This window comes from Bacillus piscicola (genome assembly GCF_022458745.1).
Lineage (GTDB): Bacteria > Bacillota > Bacilli > Bacillales > Marinococcaceae > Alteribacillus_A > Alteribacillus_A piscicola.
In genome coordinates this window covers 87,227-107,224 of the sequence record NZ_JAJJJF010000003.1, presented here as the reverse complement: position 1 = coordinate 107,224, position 19,998 = coordinate 87,227, and the positions used below count along the sequence as shown (strand labels likewise).

Sequence of the window (19,998 nt, the reverse complement as noted above, 5' to 3'; positions counted from 1 at the left end):
TTAAGAGGAAGCAGCTCTTTTTGAGCAAGTAAGGGGGAGATGACAAGGTGTATATTAACGGTAAATGGATAGAGACAAATCAGAAAGAAACCATCATAAATCCAGCTACGGAAGAGGCAGTTGGGGAAGTATATATAGGTGGTCAAAAAGAGGCAGAAGAAGCCATCCAATCTGCCCACCAAGCTTTTAAAACATGGCGTGCCCTTTCAGGGAATGAGCGAGGAAAGATACTACTAAATATTGCTGCCGAATTACTGAAAGCACAAACTCCTATTGCCGAAGCAATAACAAATGAGATGGGGAAACCTATTGCCGATGCTCGTCGAGAGGTAGTTTCTGCGGCAGCATACCTTGAATGGTACGGAGAAGAAGCGAAGCGTGTGTATGGGGAAGTTCTTCCTGCTCTTGATACGGCAAAACAATTAATGGTCCTCCGCCAACCGGTCGGCGTCATTGGAGCGATCACCCCTTGGAACTTCCCAGTGTCGATGATTACTCGGAAGCTCGGGCCTGCTTTAGCCGCCGGTTGTACGGCTGTCCTCAAGCCCGCACCATCGACTCCGCAGTGTGCGATAGAAGTATTCAAATGTTTTGAGCGTGGAGGCTTGCCAGCTGGTGCAGCCAACCTAGTGATCGGAGATGCCGAAGCCATTGGCAAGGAAATGACAAGCAATCCAATCGTGAAGAAAATCACATTCACCGGCTCTACCAATGTTGGAAAGCTGTTAATGCGAAACGCAGCGGAGAACGTCCAGAAAGTTTCCATGGAATTAGGAGGCCATGCCCCATTTATTATCTTTGATGATGCTGATCTGGATGATGCCGTGGCTTCCGTAATTGGCACGAAATTTAAAAATGCCGGCCAGACTTGTATTAGTACGAATCGAGTGTACGTTCAAGAATCCATTAAAGATGAATTTAGCAAGCGGCTCGCCGAAGCCGTTGGTGAATTGAAAGTCGGCAATGGAATGGAAGAAGACACAGACATGGGACCTCTTGTGAACGAAGCAGCTCTTCTCAAAGTAGAGCAGCAAGTCATAAAAGCAGCGGAATCGGGAGCGACAGTAGTAACAGGCGGCTCACGTTTAGAAGATACGAAAGGTTATTTCTATGCCCCTACCGTCCTTGCGGGTACGACTGACGAGATGACAATCGCAAAAGAGGAGACTTTCGGTCCGGTTGCCCCCATTTTTACGTTTCAAACAGAAGAAGAGGTCGTCGAACGTGCGAACAATACGCAGTACGGCTTAATGGGTTATTGCTTCACGAATGATATTGGACGGGGAATGCGGATGATGCATCAGCTTGATTACGGCATGGTAGGCATTAACGACCCTGCTCCGATTGTGCCGCATGCCCCATTTGGCGGTATGAAAGAAAGCGGGATTGGTCGAGAAGGCGGTACGTCCGGACTTCATGAGTTTATGGAAGAAAAGTTCGTATCAATTCGAACCAATGCTAAGTTATTTTAATGTAATCAATTTCTTAAATACCGAATTCGAATTATGGAATTAGTTTTAATTTCAAATAGTTATAAAAGCGATGAATTCTTGAGCAATTTTTGCAGCACGAAGAGACGGGGCAGAACAGAGTATGGAAGCCTGTTTTATTCTTGTGAGCCCCCGTCTCTTCATGTTTCACATCAAAAAGGGAGCGTTTTCAACATGGAAAAACAGATGGACGCAAAAACAGAAGAGCAGGTAGTTGTAAGGGAAGTAGAGAAAAAAGATATCCAAGCTATTTGGGAGCTTGCTGTAGACAGTTTTGGAGAAGGGGTTGCCTTCGACCCGGAACATTATGTAAGTCAGATGGAGATCTTTCCAGAAGGACAGCGTTGTATTGAATATAATGGGAAAATTATAGGTGCATCTGGAAGCTTGATTGTTGCAGAAGCAGATTGGAAGAAAGAACACACATTCGATGATATTTGTGATGAAGGTTACATTCGCAATCACAACCCAGATGGTGGACACTTATACGGAATTGAAGTAGTGGTGCACCCTGATTACCGAGATCTTAAGCTGGGCAAAAAGCTATACGAAGAACGCAAAAGACTCTGTAAAGAACTTGGATTGAAAAGTATCATTATTGGGGGTCGAATTCCTTTCTACCATAAGTATGCTGATCAGTATACACCCGAAGAATATGCGGAGAAAGTGACAGCAAAAGAAATCTATGATCCTGTGATGACATTTCAGCTCAACAATGGTTTTACTTTTCTTCGTATTTTGAAGAACTATCTACCTGATGACGAAGAATCTTGCACGAACGCGTCACTCATGGAATGGAGAAATGAATAAAGAGCTGCTTGCTTTTTAGCAAGCGGTTACTCAAAGTAGGACTTCATTTAATCATCTAAGAAAATTGATGAAACATTCAGCAGGGGGAAATCTATATGACAACTGAAACAAAAGAAGGAAGAAGGCCTTCACTCCTAGTGGCATTAATTCCCATTGTTTTTATGGTGGTTGCACTGTTCGTCGGAATAGCTAAGTACGGTGCCGATCCACATATTCCTCTTTTCCTCAGTGGTGTGGTTGCAGCCATTGTAGCATTGTCACTCGGTTATTCATGGAAAACACTCGAGAGTGGAATGATCAAAGGAATTAGTTTAGCCCTTCAAGCTGTGGTGATCCTTGTTATCATCGGTATGATTATTGGAACGTGGCTAGCCGGCGGGATTGTTCCAACGATGATTTACTATGGTCTAACGATCTTATCACCTACTTATTTTCTATTCGCAGCCTGTGTAATTGCATGTATTGTTGCAATTGCTGCGGGGAATGCCTGGACGGCAGCTGGGACCATAGGCATTGCTTTAATGGGCGTCGGAGAAGGCTTAGGCGTTAACACTGCGATGGTGGCAGGTGCTGTAATTTCAGGTGTTTATTTTGGTGATAAAATATCACCACTCTCAGAGACGACAAACTTGGCGCCAGGTGTAGCGGGCGCAGAGCTGTTTGAGCATATTAAACATATGATGTTTACGACGATTCCTGCATTAGTTATTTCGTTGATACTCTATTTGATTTTGGGTTTCGTTTCATCTGGAGATGGCTCTAATTTAGGTCAGGTAGCTTCCTTGCAAAATAATTTGACAGAATTATTCACTATTACCCCATGGCTTTTAATTGTGCCTGCAATCGTTATCATTATGATGATTAGTAAAGTACCCGCTATTCCGGCACTTTCGATCGGTGCCTTGCTTGGAGCCATCTGTGCAGTATTGGTTCAAGGAGTTCCTGTTGGAGAGACAATTTCGGCGATGTACTATGGCTATGCTGCTGAAACAGGTGTAGAGATTCTGGATAATTTACTGAATAATGGCGGTATTGAAGCAATGATGTTTACGGTTTCACTCATTATTATTGCAATGAGCTTTGGCGGTATCTTAGAGACAGCAGGATTTTTTACCACAATTGTGGAAAATTTAATGAAACTCGCAAAATCAACCGGAAGACTGATCTCTACTACGGTGGCTACGTCTATTACTGCCAATGTAGTAGGCTGTGAACAATATCTATCGATTATTATTCCGGCACGTATGTATGCAGAAGAGTATAAAAAGAGAGGATTAAAGATGAAAAACCTCTCGAGAACGGTGGAAGATGCTGGGACAATGACCTCTCCGCTTGTACCTTGGAATACATGTGGAGCATTCATGTATGCGACGTTGGGTGTAAGCGCGTTCAGTTATGCACCGTTTGCATTTCTCTGTATTTTAAGCCCAATCATCGCTATTATTTATGGATTTACCGGCTTCAGCATCGAGTTTGAGGATAGTAAGCAAGATTATGAGACTGCGAAAGCAGAAGTAGCAAGCACGAAAGAATAAAGCTGGCAGGCTGTCCTTGTAGGTTAAGTACCTCAGGGCAGTCCTGCTGGCTTTTTTGTGCTAATTCGCGCTTATGCGCAATGGTATAATTTATGCAAAAAATCATAGCAAGTAACTGGATTTTGGCTGGTTACTTGCTTTTTTCTGTCTAATATGTAATCGCTCGCATGTAAAATTCAACGAAACACGTAGGGAATTAATTGTTTTTATAAAATATTTTAAATTGGCACAACAATTGCATTATACAGGTGTAAGCGTTTTCTATCTTACTAAGAAGGAGTGTTCCAAATGAATCATCACACGTTACAACAAGAAAAAAGCATCATTGTTCGTCCTGTTGAAGCGAAGGATATCCCAGCCATTCGTGAACTAGCTATGGATGGTTTCGGAAAAGATGTTGCTTTTAAAAGAGAGCATTACGAAAGCCAGGTTACCATTTTTCCACAAGGACAGCGGTGTGTGGAATATGACGGAAAGATTGTGGGGGCTTCAGGAAGTTTGATGGTTACCCGGGAGGCGTGGGAGAGAGACCATGTGTTTGATGAGATATGCGATGAAGGCTATATTCGTAATCATGATGCCGCTGCCGGCCATTTATACGGTATTGAGGTGATTGTTCATCCAGATTACCGGAATTTAAAAATTGGAAAAAAGCTTTATGAAGCGCGCCGGGAATTATGCCGCGAGCTCGGTTTAGAAAGTATTTTACTTGGAGGACGGATTCCTTACTACTACAAATACAAGGAACATCTGACTCCGGAAGAATATGCAGAAAAAGTAGTGGCCCGGGAAATCTATGATCCGGTGATGACGTTTCAATTAAATAATGGGTTTACGTTTTTACGGATTCTTAAAAACTATCTGCCGGGTGACGAAGAGTCATGCGAATATGCAGCATTAATGGAATGGAAAAATATTCAGAAATAACCAGGATAATTACAATTTGGGAGGGAAACACATGACGCAAAAAGGAAATGATCCTAAAAAGCCAACGCTTCTTATTGCTTTAATTCCTATCGTGTTTATGATAGCAGCGCTCATCGTTGGAATTGGTTACTATGAGGCAGATCCCCATATACCATTATTTCTGAGTGCCATTGTAGCTGCTGTCGTTGCTCTGTCATTAGGCTACACGTGGAAAACAATTGAGAGCGGTATGATTAAAGGTATTACCTTGTCTCTTCAAGCTGTTATGATTCTGGTGATTATTGGTATGATAATCGGCACTTGGCTTGCCGGCGGAATCGTGCCGACGATGATTTATTATGGTTTAGAGATATTATCGCCGACATATTTTCTTTTTGCTGCATGTGCTATTTCTAGTATTGTTGCGATTGCTTCGGGTAACGCGTGGACTGCAGCGGGGACGATCGGCATTGCTTTAATGGGTGTAGGGGAAGGACTTGGAATGAATGCTGCAATGACCGCAGGAGCTGTCATTTCCGGTGTGTACTTCGGTGACAAAATTTCTCCATTGTCAGAGACCACCAATCTTGCCCCGGGCGTGGCAGGGTCAGAGCTATTTGAGCATATCAAGCATATGATGTTTACAACGATTCCTGCGTTAGTTATTTCACTCATCTTGTATTTCGTGTTAGGCTTTTTTGTTTCAAACGAGGGCTCGAGCATCGATCAAGTTACGCTGCTGCAAAATAATTTAAACGATATCTATACAATCACACCCTGGCTCTTAATTGTCCCGGCAATTGTAATTGTGATGATGATCAGCCGGGTTCCGGCAATGCCTGGACTTGCCATCGGCTCCTTAATGGGGGCGGTATGTGCTGTACTCGTCCAAGGGGTACCGGTAGGTGAAACGATTGGTTCCATGTACTACGGTTATGCAGCAGAAACAGGTATGGAAGTGCTGGATAATCTCCTTAATAACGGCGGGATAGAAGCCATGATGTGGACAATATCATTGATACTTGTGGCTATGAGTTTCGGGGGATTACTTGAAACGGTAGGATTTTTCCAGGCAATCGTAGACAGCTTAATGAAAATGGTAAAGTCAACAGGTAGCTTAATTTCAACTACTGTTACTACTTCCATCGCTTCTAATATCATCGGCTGTGATCAGTATTTGGCAATCATTATTCCAGCGCGTATGTATGCGGAGGAATTCAAAGAACGCGGCTTGAAAATGAAAAATCTATCGCGTACCGTTGAGGATGCCGGGACGATGACATCTCCGCTGGTACCGTGGAATACATGTGGCGCCTTCATGTACGCTACGTTAGGTGTAAGCGCTTTCTCTTATGCGCCGTTTGCATTTCTATGTCTGTTAAGCCCTGTGTTTGCTATTATTTACGGATTCACCGGTTTTAGCGTTGAATACGAAGAAGGATTTCATGAAAATAAAACAGTAGATACGAATGACGTAGTCGCCACCGAACGTAAAAGTATGTAAATCGTCGATAAATAAATAACTTAGAAAACAATGGCTTCCATCGTAACGTGGGCCATTGTTTTTTTGGTAGTTTCTTATCAAGTGTGATCCGGTAACCTCGCCTGTGTGAACTGCCTGTTCATTTTATTCAAAAAAATCTACTTGTCGGTCATCTTAATTTATGTTAACGTTAATAAAAATAAAGTTAACAAAGAGGTGGAGAAATTGTTACATAACCAAAGTAAATTGAGGATGCTGATCATAGCAGGTATGTTTGCAGCATTGACTGCAGTATTATCTCAGCTAGTTATTCCTCTGCCGCTTGTACCGATCAGTGGACAGACGCTTGCTGTAGGGCTGACAGCTACGATTATTGGAAGCAGGTACGGGGCACTTTCCATGATCTGTTATACACTATTAGGAGCGGTAGGATTGCCTGTCTTTGCGGAGGCGAAAGCGGGACTCCAAGTTCTTGTCGGTCCCACCGGCGGTTATATTTTTGGTTTTATATTAACTGCATTGATTACAGGCCTCATTCTGGAGAAAACAGCTTTTAATCTTAAAATGGCGCTGATTGCCAACATAGTCGGCATGTTGATTACATTAGCATGCGGGACGGTTCAAATAAAATTTGTGTTAGGGTTAGACTGGCCGGCAGCATTTGCGGCAGGCATTTATCCCTTCATCGTTGTTGGTCTCATCAAAGCATTTTTAGCAAGCTGGATTGGAATAACCGTAAGAAAGCGGTTGATTCAGGCAAAGTTGTTGCAAGACCCCCCAAAACAGCCAGCCGCGTAAGTATTTAAAAATACGCACAGATCGGCCGGCTCATGACAACCGGCCGATGCTGCACTTTCACGATTACTGCTCTACCAGTTGATCCAAGGGAACACTTACTTCATTGTCAGGATCATCCAGGGCATAAATCCGTGCTGTGTTATTGTCTGAATCAACTTTTTGAATGTAAACTGGGGTGCCGTCATAGGTGACGTTGGCCATAACTGGTGATTCAGATATTTCCTGAGCACGCATTGTATTCATAGTTGTCCCCTCCTTTCTTTACCTTTGACAGTATGTGCGTTTTTCTAAAATGTATAAATCTGATTACATTCTTTAGTCTCGTGGAATAATAATGGTACGAACAAAAAGGAGGGGACGTATGAGTTTAGAAATTGGCGAAAAAGCACCTGAATTTTCATTGCCTTCTACGATTAAACAAGACATTGCACTTTCGGATTACAAGGGTAAGAAAAATGTGTTGATCATGTTTTATCCGTTGAATTTCACCCCGGTCTGAATTAAAGAACTGACCTCTTGGAAAGAGGAATATGAAAAATTGAAAGCGAGAAACACAGAAGTGCTTGGCATCAGTTGTGATCATATCTATTCACAAAACGTTTTTGAGTCAAGCCTGGGGACACTCCCTTACCCTCTTTTAGCTGACTGGCATAAAGAAACAGTGAAAAAATACGGCGTGTTTAATGATAAGGATGAGATCGCGATTCGGTCCTGCTTCCTTATTGATAAAAACGGGACCATTGCTTATAAAAATACAAGCTTTGATGCGGAAAAAAAGGAAAGCTACGTAAAAATATTAGATGAATGCGATCGTTTGTAAGTCTCAGCGGAATCCCTGTAAGTTCTCGACAGGTGATTCCGTTTTTTCATGGATTGCCGGCGGTTACCTGCTAGCTAATTCGGTTAAAAGTATTCTGGATCATATGTTATGATAAATAAAGAGTATATTGAATATTCTATCCTGTGGCAAGGAAGGAAGGAGCAGTATTTTGGCAAACGCCGCAACACAGACACAAGCAGACTATGAGCAAGTGAAAGTAAAATACGGACTGATGACAGTCGTCTTTTTTTTCAGTGGACTGTTTGTCGTATCAGCCCTATTTGCAACCATTCCCTTAAACCCTGTATTTACAGCAGAGTTTCACTTATCTGCTGAGCAAGCTGCTCTTACTACAAGTGTATATTCTTTTAGTTATGCGCTCGGCACCATCGTATTTGCTCCTCTTTCTGACCGGCTAGGTAGAAAAAGAGTCATTATTTTCGGACTTTTATTGTTAACGGTGATCTCCCCGATAATCGGCCTGCTGTCTAATTATGGAGCGATTGTTGCCTTTAGAGGGATTCAAGGATTTGTAGCAGCATCCTTTGCCCCGACAGCGTTAACTTTTATTACGGAATTGTATCCGCCGAAAAAACGAGCGGTTGCCGTTGGTTTTATCAGTGCCGCATTTCTAATGGCTGGAATCGTCGGACAAGTGTACAGCAGTGTCATGGAAAGTATGCTCAGTTGGAATTACGTTTTTTACTTATTTGGCGTCCTGTATGCATTGTTAGCTGCCGCTTTTTGGCAGGCTGTTCCAAGTGATGCGCAGGCTCGTCGTGAACTGCGGTCGATTTTCGGTACAATCTCTATTGTGTTAACGAAATCATTTTTTCTTTCGTGTTATTTTATTACGATCTTGGTGTTACTTAGCTTTGTAGGTGTTTATTCGACGCTTGAGAGTTATTTACAGGAGACTTATGCGATGAGTCCCTCTGAGATTTTAATCGTACGATCCGCTGGTATTATTGGTATGTTGATCGCTCCATTCGGAGGGCGTTTAGCAGGGAGGTTCGGCCCATTTGTGATGATGAGAAGCGGGCTTTTCCTTGCAGCTTTAGGGCTTGTATTAATTGGATTTGCTTCAAACATGAGTATGATCATTGGAATGAGCATTCTTTTCACGGCAGGAATTTCTGTAACCGTCCCATCGGTCATTTCCGTTATTGGTCAATACGGTGGGGAAGAAAAAGCGACAGCCATGTCTTTGTATTCCTTCTTTCTTTTTGTCGGATCAACTATCGGTCCGATGATTTCAATCTATTTGATGCGAACAGGGGGGTACACTTGGACTTTTGAGGGAATAGCTATCCTACTGGCGCTCGGTTTTTTCATTACTTTTATCCTTTCAAAAAAAGCAGCCCAAACGGCCGGAACAGTGAAGGAGTGACAATCATTGAAGTATCGTACACTTGGAAAAACAGGAATGGATGTATCCGTCATCGGTCTTGGAACTTGGCAATTTGGCGGTGAATGGGGAAAAGACTATGCGGAAAGAGAAGTCGAAGAAATCTTTGAAAAGGCTAGAGAAGTTGGGATCAATTTGATCGACACAGCGGAATGTTATGGCGATCATCTCTCTGAAAAGTTGATCGGCAAAGCAATCGAAAGAGACCGGGAACAGTGGGTGCTTGCAACGAAATTTGGCCATGAATTTCACGGATTTTATGACCGCACCAACCGCTACCGTCCAGAAGAAGTGCTAAAGCAGCTGGATGATTCGCTCCGTGCTTTACGGACGGACTATATCGACTTATATCAGTTTCACTCGGGCGGGGATGACATGTTTGATAATGATGATTTATGGACAATGCTTGATAAACAAGTAGAAGCGGGGAAAGTTCGTCACCTTGGCACGTCCATTGCAAAGAATGATAACATTTTTCAAACGGAGAAATCTGCTGTATTTCAGTCAAAAACGATCCAGGTTGTCTATAACAGGCTTGACCGGACACCGGAAGAAGAAGTGCTACCAGCATGTAAGGAATTAAATTTAGGAGTTCTTGCACGTGTTCCGCTCGCCAGTGGCTTCTTGAGTGGAAAGTATAAACCGGGGGCGGCGTTTGGGGAAGACGATGTCCGCAGTCTGCGGGATAAAGAAGACACGGCCCGGAAACTGGCACTTGCCGCAGAAATTCAAAAAAATGAAGTGTCGGAAGATGTTCCGATGGCGCAATGGGCGCTAGCCTGGTGCTTAAAACATCCAGCCGTGACAGCGGTGATACCGGGATGCAAAAACCCTGAACAAGTAGCGATGAATGCGAAGGCGGCAGAGTTAGAGATGGTAACCGAGGATCATCCGCAAGCTGTTACACAATAAGGAAGAAGACTGGTCCAATTCTAAAGGATCAGTCTTTTTTACTTTTGTCCTAACAACATTCTAGTAACAGCCGATAAAAAGAGAGAGTGACTTTTGTAACAGCTGACACATAAAATTAATGAGTTAACGTGAATAAAGCCTGAGAGAAGGAGGAGATTCCCATGTTGAAATTCGGTAATAACAAACAGGATCAACTTGAGAAGATTGCAAAATTAGAAAGGGAGCTTGAAAAGAAAGAGCTGGAATTGCAAGAAGAAAGGGAAAAAACGATCATGTGGAAAAATAAATGTGAGGCTGGTATTGGTGACGTCACGATGCAACACCATCATGTGAACAAACAGCACTATACTCTTCAAGAAGCAGTTAACCAGCTGCAGGAAAAATTTGATGCTGTTAGTTCTTTAGGGGAAAAGACCTTTGAACACTCCAATGTATTAAGAGAAAAAGGGAAACATCTAAATGAGGTTCATCATTTATTAATCGGGGAAGCGGAAGAGTGTAAATCACTCGTTTTTGTAACAGATCAATCGATGAATGAGTTAAGCCAGCTACTTGTAAAAACAACAGAACAAATGAACATACTGGGGGAGCGTTCGAAAGAAATAGAAGATATCGTACAAGTTATCAGGGAAATAGCTGCCCAGACAAATCTACTGTCATTGAATGCCTCTATTGAAGCAGCCAGGGCAGGAGAACACGGTCGCGGATTTGCGGTCGTAGCAGATGAGGTTAGAAAGCTTGCCGAGTATACAGAGGAAAGCACGGAAAATATCCGAAATAAAACTGAGGTCATCGAATCCGAGATTAAACAATCCCTCCTCTTAAGCCAAAAAAGCAGTACGTTGATCGAAAATAGCAAGAAAAAAAGCCAAGAAACCACTGAGATGATTGAAACAATGGCCGCGAACACGAAAAAATCCAATACTGAAATGGAGCAATTATTACAAACAACTGCTGAGCAGCAAGAGCTATCCAAATATGTCCGTGATAATATTGAAGGTGCAAATAAAGTTTTCGAAAATGCGAACGCAGTGATCCAATCACATATTCAAGATGCAGAGGAAGTAGATGTACTATTAGATCAACTAAACTCAGCTATGGATGAGAATACAGAAGAAACAGCAGGTGTTTGAACGACCTGCTGTTTCTTGCAATGCCAAGCTTTGATTGACTGGAATTCAACAACGTTAACGGAATGATTAAATTGACTCAGAGTATCTTGGAAATAGGATGTTGTTTTCTAAATGTATGTGTGTAAAGGTATCATCTTCTAAAGCTTCGAGTCTTTTGTACACAAGCTGAAAAGTACGGCATGCCCCTTCTGGCAGTGTGAAGTCATTTGTCAATTGTCGAATTCGCTTTAATATATCACCGCTATCATCATGTTCTGCCTCTAGTGCTGCAATCATTGTAACCAAGCTGTCGCGAGAAATTTCTCCCGTTTCATGCTCGAATGCGACGATTGCAGGGAATACCGTTTGTTCCTCTTTTTCAGTATGGATCAGTAATTCTTCTTTAAAAGCAGTGAATAGCTCTGTAACCTCTTGTAAAAATGGGTGGACAGAACCGTGGACAGCACGTACTTTTTTGACGTAAGGAGCCAGCTGAACTAATTCTTCTTTTAAAAAAGCATGATGAGTTTTTTGAATGTGTTCAATAATCTCAACGGATGGCACTACTTTCCAGTCGGTTTGCGTATCTGTTGCCGGACTTTCACTGGTTAAATCCTGTAATTCTGCTAGAATTACATTTTCATCGAGAGATTTTTCTAACAATACTTCTCGAAGCATACGATTTCCCCCGCAGCAAAAGTCTATTTTCCGGCTCTTAAAATAGTCACTGGTTTTTGGGAATTCAGTCACAATTTCTCCAATAGTTGCGGTCGCTTCAATATTCATTTTCATAGTAAGCACCTCCTGTACGTTAAGAATATAAAATAAATAAAGGACGTGCTATGACTTATATCACACATTGCTGTTTGTTGTACAAATGTGAAGCGGACAAGGTCCCCCGCCAACACCGTATTTTAGATAGTCAACATCCAAAATTACAATTTTTCCAGTGTTCTCCATTGCAATAACACCTTCCCGGCGCAAATTCCTAAGCATTCGATTTACACTCTCCCGTGCTGATCCGCAGAAGGAGGCCAACTCTTGGTTGGTTAGTACGAGATCTATGAGTATTCCTTTATCCCGTTTAACTCCGAAGTTCTCAGCCAGCCGCAGGAGCGCAGAATAAAGCGCCCCTTTTTTTCCATTTAGTAACAGGTCTCCGATTTTTGATTGAATATCTCGAAGATGTCTGCTCATCCATTTCATATACTCGATTGTCAACGCACTGTTTTCCTCTAGTTCCTTTTCCAAAACGTCTTTTTTAATAACGAGCACCGAACCGTCACGGATAGCTTTGGCACTGTACATATACACAGGATTATCCATAAACAACGTTAATTCTCCTGCGAAGTCACTTTTTTGACAAAAGCGGAGAATTAATTGCTGTCCGTCAATGGTAACCTTCTGTAGTTGTACGAGACCGGACTGGATATAGAAGAGCTTGTCTGCTTCACTCGCTTCTTCATACAGATACGTTCCGTTTGTTACTTGCCGTACGGTGCTGATGGATACCAGTAATTCATGTAGCTCTGGTGTTAATTTGGCCGTTTTTTTATTTTCTTGTGTTGGAGAATACATAGGCTTCCACCCCTTTTTCCAAGAGATATGGTAATATATATATTACATACATTTTATCATGGACTGTTCAGCCAAAATGTCATACAGTATCTCAAATAGATGAAAATTTCTTAGTAGATGAGGGGGGAGAGAATGAGTATATTTAAAAAGTACATGCTTATTGTCTTGGGAAGCATGTCTGTTGCGCTGGGAGTAATTGGAATCATTCTTCCGCTCCTGCCAACAACGCCCTTTTTGCTATTAGCTGCGTATTGTTACGCTCGTTCTTCTAACAGGTTATATGAAAGATTGCTGCAAACAAAGTGGCTTGGCCAATATATTCAGGATTTCCGCTCTGGCAAAGGCATTCCTGTTAAGTCAAAAGTTATTGCTTTGACAGTGCTTTGGAGTAGCGCGCTATACTCTATTCTGGTTCTCGTGCCGCTTCTAGCTGTACAAATCCTGTTATTTTTAGTAGTCGGTTATATTAGCTACTATATATTATCGATAAAAAACAAACAAAAAGAGACTACGAACCACTCATTCTGCAACAGACAACACTCTTAATAAAGGAAGGTTGTCTGTTTTTTTGTTCTATCCGTATAAGTTTATTCATATAGTGAATGGACAGGATCGTGCAGAACATGAGTGAGGGGGAATGTATGTGAGCAGCATCCCTGTTTATCATAATTATGTGGATGGAAAATGGAAGGAAGCGGTAGGCGCACGACGGAGAAAGGTATTAAATCCTGCGAATGGACAAGTTCTCGCCAACGTCACACTCTCTTCGGCAAGCGAGGTGACAGAAGCTGTAGCTGCAGCTAAAAATGCATATTCTTCATGGGAAAAAGTGCCGGCACCGGAAAGAGGAGAGTTGCTATTTGAGATTGCCCAACAATTGAAGCAGAAGAAAGAAGAACTGTCTCAGTTGTTAACATCTGAAAATGGGAAGCCCATTCAAGAAGCGCGCGGCGAGGTACAGGAAGCGATTGATATGGGTTTTTATATGGCGGGAGAAGGAAGGCGTTTATTTGGACAAGCCGTACCAGCGGAACTTCCAAATAAGCAGGCCTTTAGCATGCGCTGTCCAGTAGGAATAGCAGGGTTGATTACTCCCTGGAACTTCCCAATTGCGATTGCCAGCTGGAAAATGTTTCCTGCCATCATGACGGGGAATACAGTTGTTTGGAAACCGGCTGTAGAAACACCCGGGATGGCTGACGCTTTTGTTCGTATCCTGGAAGAGTGTGGGCTGCCTCCAGGTGTCGTTAATCTCATTCATGGCACCGGTGAGGAAACGGGTGTTGCGATGGTAGAGCATCCAGATATTGACATCATTTCCTTTACGGGTTCAGAAGAGACCGGACGACAAGTCGCCGCTAAGGCTGGGGCACGTTTGAAGAAAGTATCGCTTGAAATGGGTGGAAAAAATGCCATTACAGTGATGGACAGCGCTGATATCGATTTGGCCGTTGATGGAATTCTGTGGAGCGGATTTGGGACAAGCGGCCAACGCTGCACGGCTGCAAGCCGCGTGATTGTCCATCGCCGAGTGCAGGATGAATTAGAGAGAAAACTTGTCGAGCGGACGAAGCAATTAAAGATTGGGAACGGCACGGACGAAGCAGTAGAAGTAGGACCTATTATCAATAAAAAGGGCTTAGAAAAAATCCACCACTATGTGACAATTGGAAAAGAAGAGGGAAAGCTGTTATGCGGGGGCCAGGTACTGAGAGACGCTTCCTATCAAGGCGGCAATTACTATGAACCGACCATTTTTACCAATGTACAGCCAGAGGCGCGAATAGCCCAAGAAGAAATATTTGGTCCAGTCCTTTCAATTATCCCAGTAGATTCATTTACAGAAGCCTTAAAAGTAAACAATAACTCGGCATTCGGCTTGTCCAGCTCCATTTTCACAATGAATGTAAACGAAGTGTTCCAAGCCTTGAACGAGATGGACACCGGAATTGTATATGTCAATGCCGGCACAACGGGAGCTGAAATTCATCTGCCATTTGGGGGTACGAAAACAACCGGGAACGGCCACCGCGATTCCGGAACCGCTTCTCTCGATGTATTCACAGAGTGGAAGAGCGTTTACGTCGATTACAGCGGCAAGTTGCAGCGCGCCCAAATTGATAACAACTGAAAAAATGCACTGGGCTTGGTCCACAACACCAAGCCCATTTCTTATTATCGTGATTTCACTATGCAAATATGATACAGTGGAGAGAATAAGGGAGGGATAATATGGGAAACTTAGACTGTTTTATTACGGACGGCAAGAAAAAGATATCTATTCGGCTGGAACGCTTTGTCGTTTACCTTCAGAGTAAAGTAGTAGAGGCTGTAGATGAGCATAGCCAAGTATATTACCTTTTGTTTTATAAAAATAATTATCTAAACTCTTTTAAAGCAGATAGTGTCCGTCGACGTTCTTTTTTGGCTAGAGCCTTAAGAAACGGACTGGCTTTTCCTGGCTCCCATCCACTAGTGCAAGCTTTTTTACCCCATAACCGCCTTTTCCAGAAACGAAGTGCCACTCAACTTTTTCAGAAACTGCAAAGCGATTACACCCCTCACGAAACAGCCCTCATCATCACCTTTTTGGACTCTTTCCTTTCAAAAAAAGATCTCTTCGAACGCATTCAATCTATTTATTATCACTATCGCCGCAATGGCCAGATATTCGCAGGTTACCGTATCCTTCGTATTCTTGTTGACTTCACTCCCAATCACAGCTGGGTTAAAGAATTGTCAAACGAGCTAGGCGTTGCCAAATTCAAAAAAATGTACCAAGACTTTTCTGAGGATTTATGGGTGAGTGACTCTTTATTCATTGAAAAAGCGAGCTTCAAAAATAGAAAGAATCCAGAGGTATTTCAGAAGCTGCTTACTCATTTTGAAACAGAAAAGCGCCCTATAGATGGTGCCGCTCTCATAAGAGAGAAAATGAAACGGAATGCTTCGTCTGGTTACTATGACATGTATCAAGATTGGATGAATAAACATTATCAAAATGTTGACCAGATTGATATCCTCGAAGACCTGTATGATCTTGCCCCCCACTTTAAGCCCTTGCAGCAAGATTTATTGCAACTGTATTTGGACTCCCGCCAGCTGACGAAAGCTATACGGTTAATCCATCATCACCAGCTCTCCCTTCCGAATGCACAGGCCAAGACTATGACCAAGCTTCTTGAGAAAACGGATGTCGGGAAAGAATTGCTGCAAATGCCCGAGCTGACCACGTACATTGCCACTCTTTACACAGACTCACCTGATAAGGCAGAGCTGATTCTCCAAAAATGTGTGAACCAATTAATGACCAGCCATGACATTACGTACATTTTAGAGTGGCTTTCCACTCTAAAAGAAAAACATATACAGCTGCCAGTTGTGAATAGGATCGAAAAAATGAAGGAGTTGAGTGATGATCCGGATGCGCAAATGCAACTGGGGGAACTGTACTACGAATTTTCGCAGTTAGAACAAGCGATTGACTGTTTCAGCTGGGAAATGGAGCTTGACCATACAAATCCGATTCCGGTGCGTTGGCTTTCAAAAATATATTATGAATTGGATAAAAAAGAGGAGTCAAAAGCGTATCAGCAGCTTTACAAAGACTTACAAAGAAAATAAATGTTTGAAAAAAACTCGCCTATAAGCGGGTTTTTTATTTACAAAAAAGAAATGATTGACTATACTATCTGTATTAATATAAATAATACAGATATGACAGAAGGGAGGCGAAGAATTGTTTGAATTGGATGTACGGAGCCGGAAACCGATTTATGAACAGTTAATGGATAATATAAAAGAGTTAATTATGACGGGTGTGCTGACAACGGATGCGAAACTACCTTCCGTACGTATGTTGTCCAAAGAATTAACGGTAAACCCGAACACAATCCAAAAAGCGTACCGGGAATTGGAACGTGAAGGCTATTTATATTCTGCGAACAGAAAGGGGTATTTTGTGGCACCAGTTGATTGGATAAAACCCGATGAAAAACTGAACGAATTAAAACCACAGTTCCAACAGTTAATTCAGGAGGCTATTTACTTAGGGCTAACAAAAGAGCAGTTGGTGGAATGGTTTGAGGAAACAACGAAAGGAGGGAATGTTGATGATTCACGTTGAGCAGATAACGAAAAGTTTTGAAGGAGTCACTGCTGTTCATAACTTAGATTTGGCAGTGAAAAAAGGATCTATCTATGGTTTGCTTGGATCGAACGGAGCCGGTAAGACAACGTTACTAAAAATGATGGCTGGAATTTACCGTCAGAATAGTGGTCAGATACATATTGAAGGACAGCCAATCTATGAAAATGTCTCTTTAAAACAGAAGGTTGTTTTTATACCTGACAGCCTCTATTTCCTGCCACAGGCTACTATTCGACAAATGGCTGATTACTACCGTTCATTTTATCCAGAATGGGATGACAAACGGTTTGAAGCGCTGGGAAAGGTGTTCTCCATCGACCCAAAACGCAAGATACAGCGACTATCGAAAGGAATGCAGCGACAAGTTTCGTTTTGGCTCGCTTTTTCTTGCAAGCCAATGGTCATGATTTTGGACGAACCAGTAGATGGACTGGACCCGGTCATGCGCCAAAAAGTAAAAAATCTCTTATTCCAAGAGGTTGCGGAAAGAGAGCTCACTGTCATTGTCTCTTCTCATAACTTACGAGAAATTGAAGATATTTGTGATCATATCGGCATTATGCATAAAGGACAACTGCTGATTGAAAAAGAACTGGATGATCTAAAAACAGACACCCATAAAATCCAGGTGGCTTTTGCAGCTAAGAATGATGAACAAGACTTACTCGAACAACTAGAGGTGATGCATCATGAAAAACGAGGAAGTGTGTCACTCATGATCGTGAAGGGAGCAAAAAAGGAAGTAGCGAAGACAATAACGGCCAAGCATCCATTGGTGTTTGATATACTTCCGCTCACGTTGGAAGAAATGTTTATCTATGAGATGGGAGGTGCGGGCTATGAAATCGAAAATGTCCTTCTTTAACAAAGGAATCCAGAAACAAAATATCAAGCAGCATGGCTGGATTAGTGTCATTTATTTAGTCGGTCTTTTATTTGCCCTTCCGCTGCAAATGCTCTTGATTGCCTCCGATAAACAGAGGGAGTATCACAAACCAGTAGAAAACTTATTTTCTTTTGGCTTTCCCGTCCAGATCATATTCATTGTCGGTGTGCCGATTCTTGCCGGGATTATTCTATTTCGATATTTGCAGATGAAGCCGGCGGTCGATATGATTCACAGCTTGCCTATTCGGAGAGGAAGCTTGTTTGCTAACCACATGATCAGCGGACTGGTTATGCTCTTGCTGCCACTTTTAATAACAGCATTAACTGCTATGATGGTGGTCAATTCAACCCCTTTATTTGATTACTTATCCGCTGTTGATATCTGGAGCTGGCTCGGTGTCGTCAGCGTCATGACCGTCTTTTTATTTAGTTTTTCAGTTTTTGTCGGCATGATGACAGGGATGTCTGTCGCGCAGGGCATATTAACCTTTATTTTGCTAGTTTTGCCGCCTGCCTTGTTTTTTTTGGTCACTGAAAATCTTTCGATGTTTTTGTATGGATTTTCGCAAAGATATTACAGTAGTGAAATGATTACTAGTTGGTCACCGATTATGTGGCTGGCAGAACTTGAATATAAAGAATTAGCAGCTCGTGAAGTGATTATCTACCTGGTACTTGCTGTTCTTGTCATTTTTATTGGCTGGGCGCTGTACAGATTTCGTAGCGTCGAAACGGCTTCCCAAGCTATTACATTTCCGGCACTGCGGCCGATTTTTAAATATGGTGTCGCCTTTTGTACTATGCTTGTCAGCGCTTCGTATTTTCAAATATATGATAGCACCGGCTGGCTGATTTTTGGCTATGTTGCAGGTTCTCTCATAGGCTATACCGTGGCAGAAATTATTTTACAAAAGACGTGGAGAATCAGGGGAAGAGCATGGCTTGGCTACGGTGTTTTCGCAGTATTTATTGTCTTTATCGGAATAATTATCAAAACCGATATCGCCGGTTATGAAACTCGAGTGCCGGCTGTTGATCAAATTGAGGGTGTTTATTTTGGGCCTGATACGTATGCGCTCACGCAGGATTCAGAAACGAAAGCTGAATTTGTTAACAAACAGGCATATGTTGAAAAAGTTCGTGCTCTCCACGAAGAAATTGTCGCAGAACAGCCTGAAACGATACAAAACGTCCGTTATCCTTACCAGTTCAACGAAATTGCCATTGCTTATGAATTGGAAAACGGTTCCCGTCTCGTCCGTGAATATCGTTTGCCGCATGAAAGCACGATAAATGATAATAAACTGGCGTCGGTGCTAGAGTCGGAGCCTTATAAAAAAATGATGTATGAACTGGATGCCTTAACGAAACCAGTTGATAAAATTGTCTTCACTCCCCATGCTCCAATTCCGAAGAGCCTAACTATAACGGATGAGGAAGAGATCAAGGAGATAAAAAGTATTTTACAATACGAGATTGCGTCATTAAAGATGGAAGAAATGAAATCCCACCGCGCGGATTGGGGACAGATTATATTAGAAACCGACGATATTGAAATGGAAAGGAAAGAATATCGAGAGGGACCGTCCATTCCGTGGCACAAATCCTTCCAGGAGCTTGAAAAATGGCTCAAAGACAAAAATTATCTCGACCAAGCCCGTGTAGTGCCGGATGAGATCGCGCATATTGAAGTAAGGTATGTGTCAAAAACGAATGGCCGCGTTGATTTCCCTGACCAGGTTTTCTGGGAAGACATGGGGAAAAGCGTGAAATTCGAAGACACAAAAATCATCGAAAAAGCACTTAACCACTATCAAGAGTTCGGAGAAGGTGAATACTACGTTAAGTTCGTGACCAATAACCGGGCAGAATTTTACGGAATACTACCCGTGAATAATATCCCTGAGGAAATTATTGACAAACTTGAGTGAGCTCTAAAAAGGGGCTGTATCAAAAGGTCATAAAAATGCCCTTTTGACAGCCCTTATTTCAATTCTATAAGTTTTGTCGTTAAGAATAACTTATCCCCTTTCGTATAAATGGCTCTTCAGGTTCGCTTGCCCGGTCAAGGCTTAAGTTAACCGACGGAAGACTCTGATCGCCTTTTA

The 19,998-nt window shown here is 42.4% G+C and carries 18 protein-coding genes and 1 pseudogene; 16 read left to right on the top strand and 3 right to left on the bottom strand.

Features of this window, described 5'->3' with window-relative positions:
• Positions 1–47: 47 nt before the first annotated feature.
• The 6 genes from LOR49_RS08055 (at position 48) to LOR49_RS08030 (ending at position 7,022) form a co-directional block, all read left to right on the top strand.
• On the top strand, positions 48–1,472 hold the full coding sequence (locus LOR49_RS08055; RefSeq protein WP_240375902.1) for an NAD-dependent succinate-semialdehyde dehydrogenase: 1,425 nt from the start codon (positions 48–50) through the stop codon (positions 1,470–1,472).
• A 192-nt stretch (positions 1,473–1,664) separates the two neighbouring features.
• On the top strand, positions 1,665–2,300 hold the full coding sequence (locus tag LOR49_RS08050) for a GNAT family N-acetyltransferase (RefSeq protein ID WP_240375901.1): 636 nt from the start codon (positions 1,665–1,667) through the stop codon (positions 2,298–2,300).
• A 95-nt stretch (positions 2,301–2,395) separates the two neighbouring features.
• Positions 2,396–3,835 (top strand): Na+/H+ antiporter NhaC, encoded by a 1,440-nt coding sequence (gene nhaC, locus LOR49_RS08045; RefSeq protein ID WP_240375900.1) that lies wholly within the window; start codon positions 2,396–2,398, stop codon positions 3,833–3,835.
• Positions 3,836–4,123: 288 nt separating this feature from the next.
• Positions 4,124–4,762, top strand: coding sequence for a GNAT family N-acetyltransferase (locus tag LOR49_RS08040; protein ID WP_240375899.1), 639 nt, complete (start codon positions 4,124–4,126; stop codon positions 4,760–4,762).
• A gap of 31 nt (positions 4,763–4,793) precedes the next feature.
• Positions 4,794–6,245: a Na+/H+ antiporter NhaC gene (gene nhaC / locus LOR49_RS08035; RefSeq protein ID WP_240375898.1), complete on the top strand. Its 1,452-nt coding sequence runs from the start codon at positions 4,794–4,796 to the stop codon at positions 6,243–6,245.
• Between the two features lie 231 nt (positions 6,246–6,476).
• On the top strand, positions 6,477–7,022 hold the full coding sequence (locus tag LOR49_RS08030) for a biotin transporter BioY (protein ID WP_240376082.1): 546 nt from the start codon (positions 6,477–6,479) through the stop codon (positions 7,020–7,022).
• Between the two features lie 63 nt (positions 7,023–7,085).
• Here the strand turns inward: LOR49_RS08030 and LOR49_RS08025 are convergent, their stop codons facing one another.
• Positions 7,086–7,265, bottom strand: coding sequence for an H-type small acid-soluble spore protein (locus LOR49_RS08025; RefSeq protein WP_240375897.1), 180 nt, complete (start codon positions 7,263–7,265; stop codon positions 7,086–7,088).
• Between the two features lie 91 nt (positions 7,266–7,356).
• On the opposite strand from LOR49_RS08025, the gene LOR49_RS08020 reads away from it, so the two are divergent.
• The 4 genes and pseudogenes from LOR49_RS08020 to LOR49_RS17700 all read left to right on the top strand — a co-directional run.
• Positions 7,357–7,842: a redoxin domain-containing protein gene (locus LOR49_RS08020; protein ID WP_338021132.1), complete on the top strand. Its 486-nt coding sequence runs from the start codon at positions 7,357–7,359 to the stop codon at positions 7,840–7,842.
• A 169-nt stretch (positions 7,843–8,011) separates the two neighbouring features.
• Positions 8,012–9,232 (top strand): MFS transporter, encoded by a 1,221-nt coding sequence (locus LOR49_RS08015; RefSeq protein ID WP_240375895.1) that lies wholly within the window; start codon positions 8,012–8,014, stop codon positions 9,230–9,232.
• A gap of 6 nt (positions 9,233–9,238) precedes the next feature.
• The gene (locus tag LOR49_RS08010) at positions 9,239–10,162 is read left to right on the top strand and encodes an aldo/keto reductase (RefSeq protein WP_240375893.1); all 924 of its coding nucleotides are present in this window, start codon (positions 9,239–9,241) and stop codon (positions 10,160–10,162) included.
• 581 nt (positions 10,163–10,743) lie between these two features.
• Positions 10,744–11,295 (top strand): annotated as a pseudogene (locus tag LOR49_RS17700) (methyl-accepting chemotaxis protein); the annotation flags it as partial.
• Positions 11,296–11,361: 66 nt separating this feature from the next.
• On the opposite strand, the gene ric reads toward LOR49_RS17700, so the two are convergent.
• Entirely contained in the window at positions 11,362–12,066 is a 705-nt protein-coding gene (gene ric / locus LOR49_RS08000; protein WP_240375891.1) for an iron-sulfur cluster repair di-iron protein, read from the bottom strand.
• 60 nt (positions 12,067–12,126) lie between these two features.
• Positions 12,127–12,852, bottom strand: a complete 726-nt coding sequence (locus tag LOR49_RS07995; RefSeq protein WP_240375890.1) for a Crp/Fnr family transcriptional regulator — start codon at positions 12,850–12,852, stop codon at positions 12,127–12,129.
• A 132-nt stretch (positions 12,853–12,984) separates the two neighbouring features.
• Here LOR49_RS07995 and LOR49_RS07990 point away from each other — a divergent pair, with 132 nt between their 5' ends.
• The 6 genes from LOR49_RS07990 (at position 12,985) to LOR49_RS07965 (ending at position 19,821) form a co-directional block, all read left to right on the top strand.
• Positions 12,985–13,398 carry a YbaN family protein gene (locus LOR49_RS07990; protein WP_240375888.1) on the top strand — a complete coding sequence of 138 codons (414 nt, stop codon included), beginning with the start codon at positions 12,985–12,987 and terminating at the stop codon, positions 13,396–13,398.
• 106 nt (positions 13,399–13,504) lie between these two features.
• Positions 13,505–14,983 (top strand): aldehyde dehydrogenase family protein, encoded by a 1,479-nt coding sequence (locus LOR49_RS07985; RefSeq protein ID WP_420830418.1) that lies wholly within the window; start codon positions 13,505–13,507, stop codon positions 14,981–14,983.
• 101 nt (positions 14,984–15,084) lie between these two features.
• A complete protein-coding gene (locus LOR49_RS07980; RefSeq protein WP_240375886.1) occupies positions 15,085–16,476 on the top strand; it encodes a hypothetical protein in 1,392 nt (463 codons plus the stop codon).
• Between the two features lie 115 nt (positions 16,477–16,591).
• Positions 16,592–16,978 carry a GntR family transcriptional regulator gene (locus LOR49_RS07975; RefSeq protein WP_240375885.1) on the top strand — a complete coding sequence of 129 codons (387 nt, stop codon included), beginning with the start codon at positions 16,592–16,594 and terminating at the stop codon, positions 16,976–16,978.
• Positions 16,965–17,867, top strand: coding sequence for an ABC transporter ATP-binding protein (locus tag LOR49_RS07970; RefSeq protein ID WP_240375884.1), 903 nt, complete (start codon positions 16,965–16,967; stop codon positions 17,865–17,867). Before LOR49_RS07975 ends, LOR49_RS07970 begins: the two co-directional genes overlap by 14 nt.
• Positions 17,842–19,821 (top strand): hypothetical protein, encoded by a 1,980-nt coding sequence (locus LOR49_RS07965; RefSeq protein WP_240375882.1) that lies wholly within the window; start codon positions 17,842–17,844, stop codon positions 19,819–19,821. The genes LOR49_RS07970 and LOR49_RS07965 overlap by 26 nt, the downstream gene beginning before the upstream one ends.
• Positions 19,822–19,998 lie beyond the last annotated feature (177 nt).